Here is a 21,165-nt window from a genome sequence, read left to right as displayed (position 1 = left end):
TAGATGAGGTGCATTGTTACCCCATCTCAGAGCGAATGTGGCGGCCATTATACATGGCTATGACTAAATACTAAATCACACACGTATCGACACGTTCTTCGGGGTGCCTATTTAGGTCGGAGATATGGGATGCGTGGAGGTCTAACCCCTAATTTTTTAAGGTAAAAAAATGACTACAGTTTCAATGCGCGACATGCTTCAGGCCGGTGTTCACTTCGGTCACCAAACTCGTTACTGGAACCCAAAGATGAAGCCTTTCATCTTCGGCGCTCGTAACGGTGTACACATCATTAACCTAGAGCACACTGTGCCTATGTTCAATGAAGCACTAGCGTTCATCAGCAACGTAGCATCTAAGAAAGGTAAAGTACTTTTCGTTGGTACTAAGCGCGCTGCAAGCGAAGCGATCAAAGAAGCTGCTATTTCTTGTGATCAATACTACGTTGACAACCGTTGGTTGGGCGGCATGCTGACTAACTGGAAAACAGTTCGTCAATCAATCAAGCGTCTAAAAGATCTTGAGAGCCAGTCTGTAGACGGTACTTTCGACAAGCTGACCAAGAAAGAAGCGCTAATGCGTACTCGTGAGCTTGAGAAGCTAGAAAAGTCTCTTGGTGGTATCAAGAACATGGGCGGCCTACCTGACGTTATCTTCGTTATCGGTGCTGACCATGAGCATATCGCTATTAAAGAAGCTAACAACCTAGGTATTCCAGTTGTTGCTGTTGTTGATACTAACTCTTCTCCAGACGGCATCAACTACATCGTTCCTGGTAACGATGACGCTATGCGTGCAATTCGTCTGTATGCTGAGTCAGTAGCAGCGGCTGCTAAAGCAGGTCGTGGTCAAGACCTAGCGGTACAAGCTGAGCAAGACGGTTTCGTAGAAGCTGAATAATAAAGGCGAGATGAATTTCATCGCCCTTATTAACCAAGATAGATAATTGGTGAACAGGGGCCCACAGGCCCCTGTTTTTTCACATTTGATTTGTAGAGTTACCTATAGAGGATTTAACAATGGCAATTACTGCTGCCCAAGTTAAAGAACTACGCGAGCGTACTGGCGCTGGCATGATGGATTGTAAGAAAGCGCTAACTGAAACCAATGGTGACATTGAGCTAGCGATTGAAAACATGCGTAAGAGCGGTGCTGCTAAGGCTGCTAAGAAAGCGGGTAACATCGCTGCTGAAGGTACTATCCTGATCAAGCAAGGCGAAGGTTTCTCAGTACTTCTAGAAGTTAACTGTCAAACTGACTTCGTTGCAAAAGACTCTAACTTCCTAGCATTTGCTAACGAAGTTCTAGATGTTGCTGCAGCAGGTAAGGTGACTATCGCCGATCTACAAGCTCAGTTCGAAGAAACTCGTGTTGCGCTAGTTGCTAAAATCGGTGAAAACATCAACGTTCGTCGCGTTGAGTACATCGATGGTGCTAACCAAGCTTCTTACCGTCACGGCGACCGTATCGGTGTTGTTGTTTCTGGCGAAGCTGACGAAGAGACTCTGAAGCACGTTGCTATGCACGTTGCTGCTTCTAAGCCTGACTACGTTAACCCAGAAGACGTACCAGCTGAAGTTGTTGAAAAAGAGAAAGCCGTTCAGATCGAAATCGCAATGAACGAAGGTAAGCCTGCTGAGATCGCTGAGAAGATGGTTTCTGGCCGTATGAAGAAGTTCACCGGTGAAGTATCACTGACTGGTCAAGCTTTCATCATGGAGCCTAAGAAGACTGTTGGCGAAATCCTAAAAGAGAAAGGCGCTACAGTAACTAACTTCATTCGTCTAGAAGTTGGTGAAGGTATCGAGAAGAAAGAAGAAGATTTTGCCGCTGAAGTAGCAGCGCAAATCGCCGCTTCTAAGGCTTAATAGCCAGTTGTAAGATACCCTAAAAACCGCAGCATTCGCTGCGGTTTTATTATGCCAATTAGATTGCTGCAGAGCGCTTTTTTTCCTATATAATTGGCACGTTACCCATCGGCATTTATCAGGATAAACAACTATGAGCACAAATCCAAAACCTGCTTTTCGACGTATTCTTCTCAAACTGAGTGGCGAGGCCCTGATGGGCGAAGAGGGCTTTGGCATCGATCCCAAGGTGCTAGATCGCATGGCACAAGAGATTAAAGAGCTGGTCGAGCTTGGTATTCAGGTAGGTGTTGTGATTGGTGGCGGTAACCTGTTCCGCGGTGAAGGCCTGGCACAAGCCGGTATGAACCGTGTGGTGGGTGACCATATGGGCATGTTGGCAACCGTAATGAATGGCCTGGCGATGCGCGATGCGCTGCACAGAGCCTATGTGAATGCCCGTCTGATGTCGGCCATCCCTTTGAAAGGTGTGTGTGACGACTATAACTGGGCCGAAGCGATTAGCCTGCTTAAATCTGGCCGAGTAGTGATCTTCGCTGCCGGTACGGGTAATCCTTTCTGTACCACAGATTCTGCCGCCTGTTTACGCGGTATCGAAATCGAAGCCGAAGTGGTGCTCAAGGGGACTAAGGTAGATGGTGTTTACTCAGATGACCCGGTCAAGAACCCTGAAGCGGTGAAGTATGACGAGATGGGTTATGGCGAAGTCCTAGAAAAAGAATTGAAAGTGATGGATCTTGCGGCATTTACCCTTGCAAGAGATCACGATATGCCTATCTTAGTGTTTAATATGAACAAGCCTGGTGCGCTACGACGTGTTATCATGGGCGACCATGAAGGTACGCTTATCAGAAGTAGCCGTAAGACTGCCGAATAAATAACCCGATACGAATGAATTTAAGGATATTTAACGTGATTAACGAAATCAAAGAAGATGCAAAGAGCCGCATGGCGAAGTGTGTTGAAGCGACTAAGAATCAAATGGCTAAGGTACGTACTGGTCGTGCTCACCCAAGTCTGCTTGATTCAATCAAGGTGCCTTACTATGGTACGCCAACGCCGCTTAAGCAGGTGGGTAACGTATCGATCGAAGATTCTCGTACACTGGCAATCACAGTCTTCGATACCACTATGATTGCAGCCGTTGAGAAGGCGATCATGAGTTCAGATCTGGGTCTAAACCCAATGTCTGCCGGTACGACTATCCGTATCCCACTGCCAGCACTGACCGAAGAGCGTCGTAAAGACTTGATCAAGGTCGTTCGCGCCGAGGCTGAAAACGGTCGTATCGCCGTACGTAACGTGCGTCGTGACGCTAACTCTGACGTGAAAGCGCTAGAGAAAGAGAAAGAGTGTACCGAAGACGATGTACGCCGCACCGAAGATGAGATTCAGAAATTTACTGATGCTCACATCAAGCAGATCGATGAGATCTTGGCGGCAAAAGAAGCAGAGTTGATGGAAGTCTAATCTCCCTGTTTCGTTACTAGAGTTCGCACGCCGTGTAGGGGTATACTACACGGCGTTTGCTATTTTTAAGGGTTGTAATAGATGTCAATCGAATCTCAATCTGGCTCTGAGTTATCTAATGAAGCACTCGCAGAGCTGGTAAAACAGTCTATCCCCAAGCACGTGGCTATCATCATGGATGGCAACGGGCGCTGGGCACAGGCACAGGGCAAGCCCCGTGTCGTGGGCCATAAGGCCGGTGTGAAGACTGTTCGTCGCGCCGTGAGTATGGCACGAGAGATGGGGATAGGTTCGTTAACCCTGTTTGCGTTTTCCAGTGAGAACTGGCGCAGACCCGAGAAAGAAGTCAGCCTATTGATGGAGCTGTTTTTCACCGTTTTACAACGAGAAATAAAACTACTGGATAAAAACGGTGTAAGGCTCAACGTTATAGGGGACACCAGTCGTTTCTCTGCCCGACTGCAGAAGCAGATCGCCGCGGCGATGGAGAAGACGGCTCACAACGATGGTTTAATTCTCAATGTGGCGGCCAACTACGGCGGTCGTTGGGACATAGTGCAGGCGGCGCAAACCTTAGCCAAAAAGGTGGAATCTGGTGAAATGACCAGCAGTCAGTTCACCGAGGAGGCGCTAAGTCAGCATTTAAGCATGCAAAATCAACCGGAAGTTGATTTAATGATTCGCACCGGTGGCGATTTTCGCATTAGTAACTTTGTGTTATGGCAAGCCGCCTACGCAGAGTTAGTGTTTACTGATGTGTTGTGGCCAGATTTTGATGAACAAGCCTTTAAAGATGCGGTAGCCGTATTTGCTACCCGGCAGCGCCGTTTTGGATTGACGGGTTCTCAAATTGAGACTTTGCAGGCTGAGTAATAAATATAAGAGGGAAAGTTTTGCTAAAACATAGAATAATAACAGCAGTATGGTTGATCCCATTGGTGATGGGAGCCATTTTCTTTTTCCCTGTGGAGTATTTTTCATGGGCCTTGGTGGCGGTATTTTTGATCGCCGCCAAGGAGTGGGGACGCATCATAGACAAGCGCTGCAATGTGACCCAGTGGAGTTTCACCCTGACCATAGGCATCTTGTTGGTAGCGTTAAACCTCTTGGTGCCTACCGAAGAGATATGGTTTAAGGGGCAAATGCACCCCGTCTATCTGGCCATCACCCTCATTGGCGCCATGTGGTGGACCATCTCACTCCTCTTGGTGCTGAGTTTCCCTAAAAGTTCGGCGTTGTGGGCCAAGAGCCATATGCTCAAGTCCATGTTTGGCCAGCTGACCCTAGTTCCCTGTTTCACTGCGTTGATCGCGCTAAAAGCCCTGAGCACGGCGAGCATGCCTTACTATGGCGGCTCCCTGGTGTTCCTGGTGATGCTGACCGTATGGGCGACCGATTCCGGCGCCTATTTCGCCGGCAAGGCCCTGGGCAAACACAAGTTGATGCCAAACGTCAGCCCGGCAAAAACCGTCGAGGGGCTTCTCGGTGGCCTGGTGACCACTATGGTTGTAGTGGCCGGGGTCATGATGGTTTCGCCCGAGCAGGAGCTGGGGCTAGTGATCTGTGTTACCCTGTTTGTTGCCCTGGTCTCTGCCCTTGGGGATCTCTCTGAAAGTATGTTTAAGCGGGTGGCCGAGATTAAAGATTCGGGCACCATATTGCCGGGTCATGGTGGTGTGCTGGATCGCATCGACAGCCTGACGGCGGCACTGCCTATCTTTACCCTAATTTATATCGCATTTTGGATGTAACCATGCAGAAAATGGTGATTCTGGGCGCCACAGGTTCTATCGGTGCCAGTACCCTGAGCGTTATCGAGCAAAATCCTGAGGCCTACAAGGCATTTGCCCTGGTTGCCCATAAGAGCGTCGATAAGATGCTGGACTTGTGTATCAAGCACAATCCATCGATCGCCCACATGGTCGACCCACAGGCGGCGGCCGAGTTGCAGCGTCGCTTGCCGCCGCATATGGCGATTGCCGTCTCGTCTGGTGAAGATGAGCTGGCGGCTATAGTCGCTCTGCCCGAGGTGGATTGCGTCATGGCGGCCATCGTCGGCGCGGCGGGCTTGCCGGCGACACTGGCGGCGGTTAAGGCCGGTAAAAGGGTGCTGCTGGCCAACAAAGAATCATTGGTGATGTCGGGTCGCCTGTTTATCGATGCGATGCAGGGCTCAAACGCCAAGGTGTTACCTGTGGACAGCGAGCATAACGCCATCTTCCAATGTCTGCCTGAGCCTGCTCAGCAGGCCATTGGCGCCTGTGATCTGGCCGGTGCGGGTATCTCACATATTCTGCTGACAGGCTCCGGCGGACCATTTCTCAGCTCGGATCTCGACAGCCTGAGTCAGATGACGCCGGATCAGGCGTGCAAACATCCTAACTGGTCGATGGGCCGCAAGATCTCGGTCGACTCTGCCAGTATGATGAACAAGGGGCTCGAGTATATCGAGGCCCGCTGGCTGTTTAACGCCACCAAAGACCAACTCAAGGTAGTGGTGCATCCCCAGAGCGTGATTCACTCTATGGTGCAGTATAAGGATGGCAGCGTGCTGGCCCAGATGGGCAACCCAGACATGCGCACCCCTATCGCTCACTGCATGGCCTATCCGCAAAGAATTTCGGCGGGCGTTGAACCTTTAGATTTTTTCAAAGTCGGACAGTTAAGCTTTCTTAAGCCCGACTTTAACCGCTTTCCCTGTTTGAAGCTGGCCATAGATGCCTGCGAGCAGGGGCAGGAAGCCACAACGGTATTGAACGCGGCCAACGAGGTGTCGGTAGAGGCCTTCCTGGCAGGTAAGATACGTTTCACCGATATCGCCCGGGTAAACGAGTATTGCCTGAGCCACGTCGAGCAGCGTAGCTTAGACACCATAGAAGATATTTTGGCGCTGGACAGCCTGGCACGGCGTGCGGCGCAGGAACGAGTCGCCAAGCTTTAAGGCTCACGCCAAATAAGCTTTAAGGCTCATGCAAAATAAGATTTAAGGCGCGCCAATTAAGTTTTCAGGCTCGCGCCAACAGAAGCTGAGATAAGGAGAGGAATGCTAGACTTTTTGTGGAACTTGGGCTCATTCATCATTGCCCTTGGGATTCTGATCACGGCCCATGAATATGGTCACTTTTGGGTGGCCAGACGCTGTGGCGTGAAAGTTGAGCGTTTCTCTATCGGTTTTGGTAAGGCTATCTGGCGCAAAATCGGTGCCGATGGTACCGAATATGTAGTGGCCATGATCCCCCTGGGTGGCTATGTCAAGATGCTCGATGAGCGGGTCGATACCGTTGCCGATGAGCTAAAGCCTCAGGCTTTTAACCGCAAATCAGTCTGGCAGCGCATTGCCATCGTCGGTGCCGGCCCTATGGCGAACTTCGTCTTTGCCATCTTTGCCCTGTACATCATGTACCTCATAGGTGTGCCCTCGATAAAGCCGGTGATCGAATCGACCCAGGCTGATTCCCCCGCGGCTGTGGTTAAGGTCAACAAGCCGATGCAGGTGATCGCCGTTGGCGATAGCAGCGTGCGCAACTGGGAAGAGGTGACCTATGCCCTGGTCGGCCATATCGGCGATGAAGCCATCGATGTAACCTTGGCGCCCTTGTCTGGCGTGATGGGCGAGGAGCGTACCTATAAGCTCGACACTCGCAACTGGAAGTTTAACCCAGAGACAGAGTCGCCCATTACCTCTTTAGGCCTTAACCCCTATCGACCCGCCATTACCCCTACGCTGGGATTTGTCGACGAAGATGGTGCTGCCTACGCCGCGGGTCTTAGGGTTGGCGATACCTTGGTTGCCGTCGACGGCCGTGCCTATAGCGACTGGGATCAGTTTGTCACTAAGGTTAAGGCCGCCGCCGACAAGCGGCTTACCGTGACCATCAGACGCGACGGCGAACAGCTTAAATTTGATATTACGCCCAAGGCCCGTACCATTGATGGTGGTAAGGTCGAGGGGGGGATCGGTGTCGCGCCGACTCAGGCACCTTGGCCCGATGAGATGCGTCTGCAACTCGAATATGGTGTCGGCGAGTCCCTCTGGGTTGCCGCGGATAAAACATGGCAACTTGTATCGGTCAGCATTAAGATGATCGGCAAGTTATTTACCGGTGACGTGTCGGTGAAGAATTTGAGCGGCCCTATCTCCATCGCTCAGGGCGCGGGAAGCAGCGCCAATTACGGTTTAGTTTACTTTTTGGGATTCCTGGCATTAATCAGCGTGAATTTAGGCATTATTAATTTATTGCCTTTACCCGTGCTTGATGGCGGGCATCTGTTATATTACTTCATCGAAGTGATCACAGGCAGGCCTGTACCGGAAAAGGTACAGGAAATTGGATTCAGATTTGGGGCAGCCTTGCTGCTAATGTTGATGAGTATCGCCCTTTTCAATGATTTTTCCCGACTCTGAGCAAGGACAGACACATAATTAGAAGCGCTCTATGAGATTGAATAAAATTTTTGCCTCGATGTTATTAGTCGGTGCGTCTTTATCAGGGAAGGGTTGGGCCGATACATTCCAGCCTTTTGAAGTGACCGACATCCAGGTTAAAGGATTACAGCGTGTCGCGCTGGGTGCCGCCTTGTTGAATATTCCCATCAAGGTAGGGGATACGGTTGACGAGATGCGCCTGCAGCAGGCGATCAAGAGCCTGTACTCCTCGACCAACTTCGAGCATATCGAGGTGAGTCGCGACGGCAGTGTCTTGGTGGTGACGGTCAAAGAGAGACCTACCATCAGCGTGGTGACCTTCGAAGGTAACAAAGACATTAAGGACGAGCAGCTGCAAGAGAGTCTCGACGGCAGTGGCGTCAAGTCGGGTGAGTCACTCGACCGCACCATGCTTAGCGGCATCGAGAAGAGTCTGCAGGACTTCTACTACGGCGTAGGTAAATATGGCGCCAAGGTGGAAGCGCAGGTGATCAACCTGCCACGTAACCGTGTCGAGTTGAAGTTTAAGTTTACCGAAGGTTTGGCGGCAGAGATTCGCCAGATCAACGTGGTGGGTAACACTGTCTTTAGCGATGCAGAGCTTATCGGCATGCTGGAGCTGAAAGACTATGTGGCCTGGTGGGATCTCTTTGGCGAGCGTCGCTATCAGAAGCAGAAGCTGCAGGCCGACCTTGAGACCATCAAGACCTTCTATCATAACCGTGGTTATATCCGTTTCGAAGTTACCTCGACTCAGGTGGCGATGACGCCTGACCGTAAGGGTCTCTATATCACCATTAACGTCGATGAGGGTGAGCAGTACAAGGTTAAGGAAGTTAACCTGACTGGCGACCTCATGGGACGCGAAGAGGTGATGGAGAAGATCTTGCCGATCAAGGTTGGTGATACCTATAACGGTGCGGATGTGACCTTTACCGAAGAGATGTACGGCAAGTATCTGGGCCGCTTCGGTTACGCCTATCCTGAGGTGAAGACCTATCCTGAGATCGATGATGAGACCAAAGAGGTCGCCCTTAACGTCAACATCAAGCCGGGCAAGCGTGTCTATGTACGTAGCATTAACTTCACCGGTAACCAGGTGACCAAAGACGAGGTGATGCGCCGCGAGCTACGTCAGATGGAAGGTGCCTGGCTGAACTCGGCCCAGGTCGAACAGTCCAAGGCGCGTCTGAATCGTTTGGGTTACTTCGAAACCGTTGATACTCAGACAGTTCAGGTACCGGGCACTGATGACCTGGTGGATGTTGACTTTACCGTGAAGGAGCAGCCATCTGGCTCGTTCAACGCAGGTGTGGGTTATGGTACCGAGTCGGGACTGAGCCTGCAGTTTGGTGTGCAACAGAGTAACTTCCTCGGTACGGGTAACCAGGCGGGGATCAACCTCAATACCAACAAGTATTCCAAGAACGTCAACATCAACTACACAGACCCTTACTTCACTAAAGATGGGGTGAGCCTGGGTGGTAGCATCTACTGGAACGAGTTTGACGCTCAGGAAGCGAACCTTGAGCGCTATAAGAACAGCTCTTACGGTATTGCGCTGAACTCTGGCTTCCCGATCAACGAATACAATCGTATCAACGGTGGTATCGGTTATCGTCACAACAGCATCTCGGAGATCTCGGCCTACGAGCAGGCCCTGCGTTTCTACAACATCTACCGTGATGCCAACGATCCTAACGCCGACCTGTCGTTCGACAACTTCGAGCTGACCCTTGGTTGGTACCGCAGCACGCTTAACCGGGGTACCTTCCCAACTGACGGCTCATCACAGCGCCTGAGCGGTAAGATGACGGTACCTGGCTCGGATCTGCAATATTTTAAGACAGATTTCGATACCAGCTTCTACTGGCCAATCAACCGCAGTCACAGCTTCGTGCTCCTGACTAAGGCGCGCCTGGGTTATGGTAACGGTTACGGTCAGTTTAACGACAATGACCAGATCCTACCTTTCTGGGAGAACTACTACTCGGGTGGTAGCAGCTCACTGCGTGGCTTTAAGTCTAACTCTGTGGGTCCACGTTCCTTCTACCTGTACCGTGGCAGCGAGCCTTGCTCGCCGGATCCTGCCGGCGATACCTGTACCTTGCCTGGCGATCCTAACCGTGTCACGGTAAGTGATGGTCGCTCTATCGGTGGTAATGCCATTGCCACGGCGAGTGTCGAGATGATAGTGCCAACCCCATTCCTGGATGAGGCCTACACCAACTCGGTTCGTACCAGCTTCTTCGTCGATGCGGGTAACGTCTGGGATACCGAGTTCGATTACGACGCCTATCGCTTCCTGCCGGCTGAGCAGTTTGACAAGCTGTCGGACTATTCAGACCCAGGACGTATCCGCGCGTCGGCGGGGATGAGCGTACAATGGTTGTCGCCCATGGGACCTATGGTATTTAGTCTTGCATGGCCAATCAAAAAATATGAAGATGATGACACAGAGATCTTCTCGTTCAACATTGGTAAAACTTTCTAAAGTAGAACTAATTTAAATAAAAAGTCATCGGCAAGTTTTGCTGATTATAAGGAGTTTATTTTGAATAAGATGTTTAATCGCGCAATGATGGTGTTGGTTTTGTTGGGTGCGCCTATTGCGGCACAAGCTGAAAAAATTGCCGTAGTCGATATGCAGGCGGTATTTGAGCAGCTACCACAGCGCGAAGAAGTCAGCAAGACACTGAAAACCGAGTTCGGTGATCGTGTGGCTGGCGTGCAGAAGATGCAGGACGAGCTTCGTGGCATGCTAGAGAAGCAACAACGCGATGCGGCGCTGATGAGCGAAACTCAGAAGACTGAGATGCTGCGTAAGATGGAGTCTCTCAAGGCTGAGCTACAGCTTAAGGGTAAGGCGCTAGACGAAGATATGCGTCGTCGTAACGGTGAAGAGCAAAACAAGCTATTGGTTAAGGTTCAGAAAGCCATCAGCGCCATCGCCGAGAAAGAGCAATATGACGTAGTGCTACAGCGCGGCGCCGTGATCTACGTGAAGCCTACATCAGATATCAGCAGCAAAGTGGTTGAAGCTCTGAGCAAAGGCTAAGCATTGATGACAAGTTATACCCTAAGTGAGATCGCCGCCCACCTAAATGCCGAGGTCAAGGGTGACGAGACGGTGACTATTCACCGTGTCGCCACGCTGGAAAAGGCTCAGGCGGGCGAGATCTCCTTTCTGGCAAATACCAAATACCAGAGTCAGCTAGAAGGCACGGCAGCCTCTGCCGTGTTGCTCTCGCCCAAGATGGCAGAGCATTACAACGGCAATGCCATAGTGTTAGCCGACCCCTATGTGGGATTCGCAAGAGTCGCCCAGCTGCTCGACACCACGCCTAAGGCCGCCGAGGCCATTCACCAAAGTGCGGTTATCGACCCGAGTGCCCAACTGGGTGAAGGTGTCGCCATAGGAGCCAATGCGGTGATCGGCGCCAACGTCATCTTAGGTGAGAATGTGCAGATAGGCCCAGGCTGTGTGCTAGGCCAGGATGTCATCATAGGTTCAAATACCATACTCTGGGCCAATGTGACGATTTACCACGACGTGCATCTGGGCACAGACTGTATCGTCCATTCGGGCACAGCGATCGGCTCTGATGGCTTTGGTTATGCCAACGAGCGTGGTCAGTGGATCAAGATCCCACAAACCGGTGGGGTGCGTATCGGCAATCGTGTCGAGATCGGCGCCTGTACCAGTATCGACCGCGGCGCGCTGGATCATACCGAGATCCACGATGGCGTGATCATCGACAACCAGGTGCAGATAGCCCACAACGTTATTGTGGGTGAAAACACCGCACTGGCAGGCAGTTCGACCTTTGCCGGCAGCTGTAACATAGGTAAATACTGTATCATTGGCGGCAACAGCGCCGTAGCAGGGCATCTGTCGATTGCCGACGGTACCCATGTCTCGGGTGGCACTAATGTGACGAGTGTTATTCGTGAGCCTGGTGTATACTCTTCTGCTACCATTGCGATGGAAAACAAGTTGTGGCGACGTAATACCGTCAGATTCAGACAACTTGATGAGTTGTTCCAGCGCGTGAAACAGCTTGAAAAAAACGTTAATTCAGATGATTAACTGCCCGAGGGCAGCTAAGGAAGTTATTGAGTGTCAAATCAATTAAATACGATGGATATCAAAGAGATCCTAAAGTTTCTACCTCACAGGTATCCGTTTTTATTGATCGATAGAGTCCTCGACTTTACGCCAGGTGAAACACTGCACGCGATCAAGAATGTCACCATCAACGAGCCATTCTTCCAGGGACACTTCCCTGTGGCGCCGGTTATGCCAGGCGTATTGATCCTCGAGGCCATGGCCCAGGCAACCGGTCTGTTAGCGTTTAAAACCATGAGCGATGAGCCATCTAGCGATGCCTTATACTATTTTGCCGGTATCGATAATGCCCGCTTCAAGCGTGTGGTCGAGCCAGGTGACCAACTTCATTTCGAAGTTAAGATGATTAAAGAACGCCGCGGGATTGGCGTCTTCACAGGTGAAGCTAAGGTTGATGGCGAACTAGTTTGTTCGGCAGAGATCATGTGTGCCCGCAGAGAGATTTCCAAGTGATTGATAAGTTAGCATTTGTACACCCAGATGCCAAAATCGGTAACAATGTTACCATAGGCCCGTGGACCTACATCGGCCCAGATGTCGAGATCGGCGACGATTGTCATCTCAGCTCTCATGTGGTGGTCAAGGGCCCTACGGTTATCGGTAAGGGTAACCGTATTTTCCAGTTCGCCTCTGTAGGGGAAGATTGCCAGGATAAGAAATATGCTGGCGAGCCAACCCGACTCATTATCGGCGACAACAATGTGATCCGTGAGTCTGTCACCATACATCGCGGCACGGTGCAGGATAACAGCGAGACCCGTATCGGCTCGAACAACCTGTTTATGGCCTATGTGCATATCGCCCACGACTGTGTGGTGGGTAACAATGTGATCATGGCCAACAACGCCTCTATCGCAGGTCACGTCCATGTGGGCGACTGGGCGATTTTAGGCGGCATGACAGGCGTGCACCAGTTTGTTCATATCGGTGCCCACGCCTTTACTGCGGGTTATTCGTTGATCCTGCAAGATGTCCCACCCTTCGTGATGGCGTCGGGTCAGCCAGCCATCCCAAGGGGACTGAACAGCGAAGGCATGAAACGCCGCGGCTTCTCCAAGGAGAGCCAACTGGCGGTACGCCGTGCCTACAAGACCTTGTATCGTAAGGGATTGACCGTAGAAGAGGCGGTTGCCGCCTTGGGTGAGGATGCCCAGGATGAGCAGGTTAAGTTGATGATGGACTTTGTGGTCAACTCGAGCCGAGGCATTATTCGTTAATCGGTTGCATTTATCGGTTGCATTAATCGGTATTAGTTATCGAAGAAAAGCTCGTATTCACGGGCTTTTTTATTTTCAGTAATACCAATCACGGTAAGTGAGCAGAATTAGTGCTGGAAAACGCTTGGGAAAAGGCAAGGTTTTTAGGTAAGTCGTTATTCTACAATAAAAATACTAATGTCGTTATCGAGCGTTTTAATCAGCTAGAACGTTCAGTTATTTATTAGGATTGGTATAAGCAAGTATCAGAAGATGAATCAGAGCAATCAAAAAGTATTCGCCATGGTGGCGGGTGAGTTGTCTGGCGACATTCTCGGCGCCGGTCTGATCAAGGCCTTGAAGCAGCAATACCCGGATGCCCGCTTTGTCGGTATCGGTGGCCCACAGATGGATGCCCTGGGGTTTGAATCCCTGTTTTCTTTCGAAGAGCTGGCCGTGATGGGTCTGGTCGAGGTGTTGTCGCGCCTGCCACGCCTGCTCAAGGTACGCAGGACGCTGATCGACGAGATCACTGCCCTAAAGCCCGATTGCTTCATCGGTATCGATGCCCCCGACTTCAATATCGGCCTGGAGCTGAAACTCAAGGCCCAGGGGATCAAGACGGTCCACTATGTCAGCCCCTCTGTGTGGGCCTGGCGCCCTAAGCGGATCTTTAAGATCGCCAAGGCGACTAATATGGTGCTGTCGCTGCTGCCTTTCGAGAAGGCCTTCTACGACAAGCACAATGTGCCTTGCACCTTTGTCGGTCATACGCTGGCGGACGATATTCCGCTGGAAAGCGATAAATTAAGTGCCCGCGAGCAGTTGGGATTAGCGCCTCATGATGAATACCTGGCCATTTTACCCGGCTCTCGCGGCGGTGAGCTCCAGCAGTTGGCCGAGCCTTTCGTGCAGGCGGCGGTGAAATTGCGTCAGCGCTACCCGGACCTTAAGTTTGTCACTCCGCTGGTCAATGCCAAGCGCCGCGCCCAGTTTGAGCAGGCGCTTAAGACCCATGCGCCGGATCTCGACATCCATCTGGTGGAGGGACAGTCTCGCACCGTGATGGCCGCGGCGGATGCTATTCTGCTCGCATCAGGCACGGCGACTCTGGAGGCCATGCTGGTGAAGCGCCCCATGGTGGTCGCCTACCGGGTATCGCCTATCACCTATCGCATCGCTAAGGGGATGATGCAGATCTCTCATTATTCGCTGCCTAATTTGCTGGCGGGCAAGGAGATCATTCCTGAATTGATTCAGGCCGACTGTACGCCAGACAAGATAGCCGAGGCCGTCGCAAATCAGCTCGATGGCGATCATCAGCCCTTGATGGCGACCTTTATGGCCCTGCATCAGCAGTTGAGGTGTGACGCCAGTGCGCGCGCTGCTCAGGCCGTTATCGAACTCATCGAGACCAACTAGGGGAGATAAAATAATGGCAATCTATAAGCAGATCACCCCGCAGCAGGTGGATGAGCTATGTAGTGGCTTCTACGCCGGTGTCGACGAGGTGGGCCGCGGCCCCTTGGTGGGCGATGTGGTCACCGCAGCCGTGGTGCTGGACCCTAACACTCCCATCGAAGGGCTCAATGATTCCAAGAAGCTGTCGGAGAAGAAGCGCGACGCCCTCTATGAGGAGATCTTCGCCAAGGCGCTGGATGTCAGCGTCGGACGCTGCTCGCCGAGCGAAATTGACGAGCTCAACATCTTGCACGCGACCATGCTGGCGATGCAGCGCGCCGTCGCCGGACTGCGCGCCCGACCAGACAGAGTATTGATCGACGGCAATCGGGTGCCCGCCTTCACGGATGACACCCTGGAGGGGCATGCGGTGATCAAGGGCGATGGCCTGATCCCGGCTATCAGCGCCGCCTCTATCGTTGCCAAGGTGGTGCGCGACAGAGAGATGGAAGCCCTGGATGAGCGTTACCCCGAGTATGGCTTCGCCAAGCACAAGGGCTACCCCACCAAGGCGCATTTCGAGGCGCTCGAGGCACATGGCGTACTGGCCGAGCACCGCAGGAGCTTCAGGCCGGTCAAGGAGCGTCTCGACGCCTGTTGAGTCGATGCGCCGGGGCGCCATTAACTGGTGCCCTGTGTGTGACTCTGATACTCTTTCTGGGCGACTCTTTCAAGAGAGTAGTTCGTCGCATAAATATTAGAAAACTAGCTAACTAAATTAGAACCTCCATATGTCAGAACCTCGTTTCGTGCACCTGCGCGTACACAGTGATTTTTCCATGTCTGATGGCCTGGCCAAGGTCAAACCTATTCTCGCCAAGGCGAGTGAAGATCAGATGGCCGCGCTGGCCCTGACCGACAACACCAACCTCTGCGGCCTGGTGAAGTTTTATGGCGGCTGTCACGGCGCGGGGATCAAGCCCATCGTCGGTTGTGACTTTTTCATGCTGGTGCCGGGTTTCGAGGATGAGTTCTGTTCCCTGACAGTGCTGGCGATGAACAACGAGGGGTATAAGAACCTCACCCTGCTGATCAGTGATGCCTATCTGCGTGGCCATGTAAAAGACAGGGCAGTGATCGACCAGGCCTGGCTGGAGCGCTACAGCGAAGGGCTGATTTTGCTCTCTGGTGCCAAAGATGGCGACGTCGGTAAGGCGCTGCTCAAGGGTAACCGCGGTCAGGTGGACTCTCTGGTCGCTTTCTATCAGACCCATTTCCCCGACCGTTATTATCTCGAGCTGATCCGCACCGGTCGCCCCGACGAGGAGCGTTACCTGCATATGGCCGTCGAGCTGGCGGGTGAGAAAGAGCTACCTGTGGTGGCCACCAATCAGGTGGTCTTCATACAGCCGGAGCAGTTCGAGGCCCACGAGATCCGTGTAGCCATCTCGGATGGTTTCACCCTGGCAGATCCAAGGCGGCCGCGCCGCTATAGCGAGCAGCAATATTTCCGCAGCCAGGATGAGATGTGCGAGCTGTTTGACGATATCCCGGAGGCGCTGCAAAACAGTGTCGAAATTGCCAAGCGCTGTAACGTGACGGTGAGACTCGGTGAATACTTCCTGCCGAATTTCCCCACAGGTGATCTCTCCATCGAAGATTACCTGGTCGAGGTCTCCAAGAAGGGTCTAGAGGAGCGTCTCGAGTTCCTCTTCCCAGAGGAGGCGGAGCGCGCCGAGCGCCGGGGCGAGTACGACGAGCGTCTCGACGTCGAACTTACCGTAATTAACAACATGGGATTCCCCGGATACTTCCTTATCGTGATGGAGTTCATCCAGTGGGGTAAGGACAACGGCATCCCTATCGGTCCTGGCCGTGGTTCGGGGGCGGGTTCTCTGGTGGCCTATGCCCTTAAGATTACCGACCTGGATCCGCTGGAATTCGACCTGCTGTTCGAACGTTTCCTTAACCCAGAACGTGTTTCCATGCCCGACTTCGACGTCGATTTCTGTATGGACAGACGTGACGAGGTGATCGATCACGTGGCCGATCTCTATGGCCGCGACGCCGTGTCACAGATCATCACCTTCGGTACCATGGCGGCCAAGGCTGTGGTGCGTGACGTGGGCCGTGTGCTGGGCCACCCCTATGGCTTCGTCGACCGAATCTCTAAGATGATCCCCGCAGAGCCCGGTATGACGCTGGCCAAGGCGTTCGAGGCCGAACCGGCGCTGCCCGAGGCCTATGACGCCGACGAAGAGGTAAAAGATCTTATCGACATGTGCCGGGTGCTCGAAGGGGTCACACGTAACGCGGGTAAACACGCTGGGGGCGTGGTGATCGCGCCGACTGTGATCACCGACTTTGCGCCGCTCTATTGTGACGCCGAGGGCCACAACCCTGTTACCCAGTTCGATAAGAACGACGTGGAAACAGCTGGGCTGGTGAAGTTCGACTTCCTGGGTCTGAGGACCCTGACCATCATCGACTGGGCGCTGCAGATGATCAATCCGCATCTGGCGAAGCAGGGCAAAGAGCCGGTGCGTATCGAGGCGATCGCCCTAGACGACCCGGCCTCTTTCCGTCTGCTGCAGCGTTATGAAACCACCGCCGTGTTCCAGCTGGAATCCCGCGGCATGAAAGATCTGATTAAGCGCCTACAGCCTGACTGCTTCGAAGATATGATCGCACTGGTGGCCCTGTTCCGTCCTGGGCCGCTACAGTCGGGCATGGTAGATAACTTCATCGAGCGTAAGCACGGTCGTGAAGAGGTTTCCTACCCGGATCAACAGTGGCAACACGAAAGCCTGAAACCTATCCTAGAGCCTACCTACGGCATCATTCTCTACCAGGAGCAGGTGATGCAGATCGCCCAGGTGCTGGCGGGCTACACCTTGGGTGGCGCGGATATGTTGCGTCGTGCTATGGGTAAGAAGAAGCCCGAGGAGATGGCCAAGCAGCGTAGCGTCTTCGAAGAGGGGGCGGTGAAGAACGGCGTCGATGGCGAGCTGGCTATGAAGATCTTCGACTTGGTGGAGAAGTTCGCCGGTTACGGCTTCAACAAGTCGCACTCGGCCGCCTATGCCCTGGTGTCCTACCAGACGCTCTGGCTCAAGACCCACTATCCGGCGCAGTTTATGGCGGCGGTGATGTCGGCGGATATGGACAACACAGACAAGATCGTCACCCTGGTGGACGAGTGTGAGCGAATGGGCTTGCCGCTGCTGCCGCCGGACGTCAACAAGGGCCTGTTCCGTTTCACAGTGGATGACGACCTCAACATCGTCTATGGCATAGGCGCCATCAAGGGCGTGGGTGAGGGGCCGGTGGAATCGATCCTCAAGGCCCGTGAAGACGGTCCATTCGTGGATCTGTTCGACTTCTGTGCCAGGGTCGATCTCAAGAAGCTCAATCGAAGAGTTATCGAAAAACTGATCTGCGCCGGCGCCCTGGATAACCTGGGGCCGCACCGCGCCGCCATGATGGCGACCCTGCCAGAGGCGATACGAGCCGCGGATCAGCACGCCAAGGCCGAGGCGATTGGCCAGCACGACATGTTCGGCCTGCTCAACAGCGAGCCGGAAGATAACAAGCAACAGTTTATGCAGTGCACCCCCTGGCCCGATAAGGTGTGGCTCGAAGGCGAGCGGGAGACCTTGGGCCTCTATCTCACCGGTCACCCCATCAATCAGTATCTCAAGGAGCTGAAGCACTATACCTCGGGCAGGCTCAAGGATGTGCATCCTACCGAGCGGGGCAAGACGACCAAGGCCGCGGGCCTGGTGGTGGCGACCCGTGTGATGATGACCAAACGCGGCTCCAAGATGGGCCTGGTGACGCTGGATGACAAGAGTGCCCGCCTCGAGGTGATGTTGTTTACCGAGGCTTTTGAGAAATTTGGCGAACTGCTGGAGAAAGACAGGATCCTGATCGTCGAAGGAGAGGTGAGTTTCGACGACTTCTCCGGCGGCAATCGCATGACGGCCCGCAACATCATCGACATGGGCGAGGCGCGCAGTCACTTCGCCCACGCGGTCGAGGTCGATCTGGATGGCGAGAGCATCAATCCGGATTGGCTCAGCCAGTTCCAGCAAGCTGTCGAGCCCTGGAAGGCTGGGAGTGTACCTTTGGTGATCAACTATGCCCAGCCTACCGCCAAGGCTCAGTTCAGGTTGGGGGATGAGTGGCGGGTGAATCCGACCGACGAGCTGATGCTGGCACTGGAGACGCTGACCGGGTCTGACAAGGTAAGGATCCTCTTCTAGATGGCGCAGGATAGCTTCTGTCCTACTGCGGCACTGACCCAGTTGCTGGCGCGTGTCGCACCTGAGCCCGGCACTAAGCCAGCTATGAAGTTAGTGCTGGCTTACAGTGGCGGCGTCGATTCAGAGGTGCTTGCCTATGGACTGAGCCGTTTTGCCAAACAGCATCCCGAGTTTAATTATCTCCTGGTGCATGTGCATCATGGCCTCAGCGCCAATGCTGATAGCTGGCAGAGCCACTGTGAGCGCCGCGCCCGCGAGTATGGCTTGCCGATCAGCGTCAAGCGGGTGACCGTAGCCAGCGGCGCCCGCATCAGCTTGGAGGCGGCGGCTCGCGAGGCGAGATACGACGCGCTGTTAAGTGAGCTGGCCTCTGGCGATATTCTGCTTACCGCCCATCATCAGGACGATCAACTCGAGACCCTATTGCTGGCGCTCAAGCGCGGCCTTGGGCCCAAGGGGCTGGCGGCCATGGGAGCGGTGCAGGCCTTTACCCCAGAGAATCTGTTGCTCAGGCCGCTGCTGACCTGTTCCCGCGCCCAGATAGAGGCGTTTGCTAAGGCACAGGGACTTGAGCATATCGAGGATGAGAGTAACCAGGATAGTCGCTTCGACCGTAACTTTTTGCGCAACGAGGTGCTGCCGACCCTCACGGCCCGCTGGCCGGCCTTTGCCGCCACGGCGAGTCGCAGCGCCCAGCTGTGCGCCGAGCAGCAGGCGCTTATCTACGAGGAGGTGAATCTTCGCTTACCCGCTATGCTGATGTCAGTGCCTTATAGTCGGCAACCTGTGCTGGATCTCAGCGTGCTGGCGCAAGAACCCAAGCGCTGGCGCCCCCATCTACTGCGGGGCTTCATCGAACATAGTGGTTTCGCCTTGCCCTCGGCGGCTCAGCTTGCCGATATTCTGGCGCAGCTCGAGGCCAAGGCCGATGCGCAGGTGGCGATTCGAATCAAATCTATGGTGCTGAGACGTTTTCAGCAATCCCTCTATCTGGACCCTGTCGAGGTTGAGCCCAGGTGCGAGAAAGTCCTGTCAGGCCTGAGCCTTGACACACTATCCCAAGGTGCGAGCGAGCTAAGCTGGCCCCTCGATAGCCACAGCAAGTTAGTGGCTAAGTGGGGCATGACTGGGCCTCGGCTGCTTTTGGAAGGTGATGAGGTGACGCTGCGTTTTGGCGCCCCGGGCGCGCTGCGCTGTCACCCCCATGGGCGAGACAAGGGGCGGGAGCTGAAGAAGCTGTGGCAAGAGTTTGCCGTGCCGCCCTGGGAGCGCGGGCGGATCCCGCTGATTTTCGCAGGCGAACACTTAGTGGCCGCAGTCGGGCTCTGGGTGGATAAACGTTATCTGGCGGCTGAGGGCGAGGGCGGCTGGCAGTTTAGCCTCGCCTAACGCCGGGATAGGACTCACATGGCGGCGTCCTTTGCTGCCGCGTGACTAGTTTTTGATACAATTTTCGCCACGATTTTAGCAAAGTTAGTTTAGGTCGCTTGCTAGTCGACGCGGTAGCAGCGACGTCCCGCCGCCTTGGCCTGATAGAGGGCCTTGTCTGCCCTGAGATACAGGGTCTCGGTTTCATTACCTAGCTGCCACTGAGCCACGCCTATGCTGGTCTGCACCTGAAACTTATTCAGCAGGGTATCGTGCTCCATCATGGCGAGGATACGTTCACATAGCACGCTTGCCGCCTGGGCATCGCCTTCGATAAGGAGGGCAAATTCGTCCCCGCCGATGCGAAAGGCCTGATCGCTGTCGCGAATCGCCTGACTCAGCGTCTGGCCGAATTGACTCAGCACCTCATCACCGACCAGGTGACCATACTTATCATTGAGACTCTTGAAGTTATCGAGATCCAGCACCACCAGGGTGATGGCGTCGCCGTGGCGTTGAGCGCGGGCCAGTACCTGTTTGAGACTCTGCTCATAGTAGCGGCGGTTGCCAAGCTGGGTGAGTGAGTCGTGCATCGCCTGTCTCGCCATCTGCTGGTAGGCGATGGCGTTCACCAGAGGGCTCAGCAACAGCGACTGCAACTGGTACAGCAGCTCTGTCTGCGGCTTGATCAGCGGCGCCGACAGACGATAGGCGATGCTGATGCTCACCCCATCATGGCTAAGGTTTTGTTTTATTAGTAAACCTTGCTCACCGCCCCAGCTTAGCTGATACTCTTTATAGCACAGGGTGATTCCCTGCACAGGCAAGTGTTGTCCCATGAGTTTGCCGTAGCAGGCAAATACCGTCCGTGGATCTAGGCTCTCATGCAGCTGCTGCATGACGGTGACCAGGTTAGGCGCACCGACTGTATTGTGATGGTGATCTGGCTGATAGCGATATTCGTCAAACGAAAATTCTGTCGCTAAGGCAAAGTCCATAATCTTTACTCCACAATGTAACGGACCCGAGATAGATTATATAAAG

18 protein-coding genes are annotated in these 21,165 nt (G+C 53.6%); 17 read left to right on the top strand and 1 reads right to left on the bottom strand.

Annotated features, from left to right (window positions below):
- Positions 1-169: 169 nt before the first annotated feature.
- The 17 genes from rpsB (at position 170) to tilS (ending at position 20,142) form a co-directional block, all read left to right on the top strand.
- Positions 170-898: a 30S ribosomal protein S2 gene (gene rpsB / locus L1D43_RS10920; RefSeq protein ID WP_011866432.1), complete on the top strand. Its 729-nt coding sequence runs from the start codon at positions 170-172 to the stop codon at positions 896-898.
- 119 nt (positions 899-1,017) lie between these two features.
- On the top strand, positions 1,018-1,866 hold the full coding sequence (gene tsf / locus L1D43_RS10915; RefSeq protein WP_041509277.1) for a translation elongation factor Ts: 849 nt from the start codon (positions 1,018-1,020) through the stop codon (positions 1,864-1,866).
- 133 nt (positions 1,867-1,999) lie between these two features.
- Entirely contained in the window at positions 2,000-2,743 is a 744-nt protein-coding gene (gene pyrH, locus L1D43_RS10910) for a UMP kinase (RefSeq protein WP_011866430.1), read from the top strand.
- A 35-nt stretch (positions 2,744-2,778) separates the two neighbouring features.
- Positions 2,779-3,336, top strand: coding sequence for a ribosome recycling factor (gene frr / locus L1D43_RS10905; protein WP_041509278.1), 558 nt, complete (start codon positions 2,779-2,781; stop codon positions 3,334-3,336).
- 81 nt (positions 3,337-3,417) lie between these two features.
- On the top strand, positions 3,418-4,209 hold the full coding sequence (locus L1D43_RS10900) for an isoprenyl transferase (protein ID WP_041509279.1): 792 nt from the start codon (positions 3,418-3,420) through the stop codon (positions 4,207-4,209).
- Between the two features lie 20 nt (positions 4,210-4,229).
- Positions 4,230-5,087, top strand: a complete 858-nt coding sequence (locus L1D43_RS10895; protein WP_041509280.1) for a phosphatidate cytidylyltransferase — start codon at positions 4,230-4,232, stop codon at positions 5,085-5,087.
- Between the two features lie 2 nt (positions 5,088-5,089).
- A complete protein-coding gene (gene ispC / locus L1D43_RS10890) occupies positions 5,090-6,277 on the top strand; it encodes a 1-deoxy-D-xylulose-5-phosphate reductoisomerase (RefSeq protein WP_239851556.1) in 1,188 nt (395 codons plus the stop codon).
- A 102-nt stretch (positions 6,278-6,379) separates the two neighbouring features.
- Positions 6,380-7,741: a sigma E protease regulator RseP gene (rseP, locus tag L1D43_RS10885; protein ID WP_239851554.1), complete on the top strand. Its 1,362-nt coding sequence runs from the start codon at positions 6,380-6,382 to the stop codon at positions 7,739-7,741.
- A gap of 31 nt (positions 7,742-7,772) precedes the next feature.
- Positions 7,773-10,256, top strand: coding sequence for an outer membrane protein assembly factor BamA (bamA, locus tag L1D43_RS10880; RefSeq protein ID WP_041509283.1), 2,484 nt, complete (start codon positions 7,773-7,775; stop codon positions 10,254-10,256).
- A gap of 69 nt (positions 10,257-10,325) precedes the next feature.
- Complete coding sequence (locus L1D43_RS10875; RefSeq protein ID WP_041509543.1) at positions 10,326-10,820, top strand: OmpH family outer membrane protein; 495 nt, start codon at positions 10,326-10,328, stop codon at positions 10,818-10,820.
- 6 nt (positions 10,821-10,826) lie between these two features.
- Entirely contained in the window at positions 10,827-11,852 is a 1,026-nt protein-coding gene (lpxD, locus tag L1D43_RS10870) for a UDP-3-O-(3-hydroxymyristoyl)glucosamine N-acyltransferase (protein ID WP_239851553.1), read from the top strand.
- Between the two features lie 30 nt (positions 11,853-11,882).
- On the top strand, positions 11,883-12,344 hold the full coding sequence (gene fabZ / locus L1D43_RS10865) for a 3-hydroxyacyl-ACP dehydratase FabZ (protein ID WP_041509285.1): 462 nt from the start codon (positions 11,883-11,885) through the stop codon (positions 12,342-12,344).
- Complete coding sequence (gene lpxA / locus L1D43_RS10860) at positions 12,341-13,108, top strand: acyl-ACP--UDP-N-acetylglucosamine O-acyltransferase (RefSeq protein WP_041509286.1); 768 nt, start codon at positions 12,341-12,343, stop codon at positions 13,106-13,108. Before fabZ ends, lpxA begins: the two co-directional genes overlap by 4 nt.
- A gap of 252 nt (positions 13,109-13,360) precedes the next feature.
- The gene (lpxB, locus tag L1D43_RS10855; protein WP_239851552.1) at positions 13,361-14,509 is read left to right on the top strand and encodes a lipid-A-disaccharide synthase; all 1,149 of its coding nucleotides are present in this window, start codon (positions 13,361-13,363) and stop codon (positions 14,507-14,509) included.
- A 13-nt stretch (positions 14,510-14,522) separates the two neighbouring features.
- Entirely contained in the window at positions 14,523-15,149 is a 627-nt protein-coding gene (gene rnhB / locus L1D43_RS10850) for a ribonuclease HII (RefSeq protein WP_239851550.1), read from the top strand.
- A 130-nt stretch (positions 15,150-15,279) separates the two neighbouring features.
- Complete coding sequence (gene dnaE / locus L1D43_RS10845; RefSeq protein WP_239851548.1) at positions 15,280-18,753, top strand: DNA polymerase III subunit alpha; 3,474 nt, start codon at positions 15,280-15,282, stop codon at positions 18,751-18,753.
- Positions 18,754-20,142 (top strand): tRNA lysidine(34) synthetase TilS, encoded by a 1,389-nt coding sequence (gene tilS, locus L1D43_RS10840; RefSeq protein WP_239851546.1) that lies wholly within the window; start codon positions 18,754-18,756, stop codon positions 20,140-20,142.
- A 101-nt stretch (positions 20,143-20,243) separates the two neighbouring features.
- On the opposite strand, the gene L1D43_RS10835 is transcribed toward tilS, so the two are convergent.
- On the bottom strand, positions 20,244-21,119 hold the full coding sequence (locus L1D43_RS10835) for a GGDEF domain-containing protein (RefSeq protein ID WP_239851544.1): 876 nt from the start codon (positions 21,117-21,119) through the stop codon (positions 20,244-20,246).
- Positions 21,120-21,165 lie beyond the last annotated feature (46 nt).

Source organism: Shewanella sp. Isolate8, from assembly GCF_022398495.1.
Taxonomy (GTDB): Bacteria; Pseudomonadota; Gammaproteobacteria; order Enterobacterales; family Shewanellaceae; genus Shewanella; species Shewanella aquimarina.
Note: the sequence above shows the minus strand (reverse complement) of the source record. Positions and strands in the feature narration are given on the sequence as shown.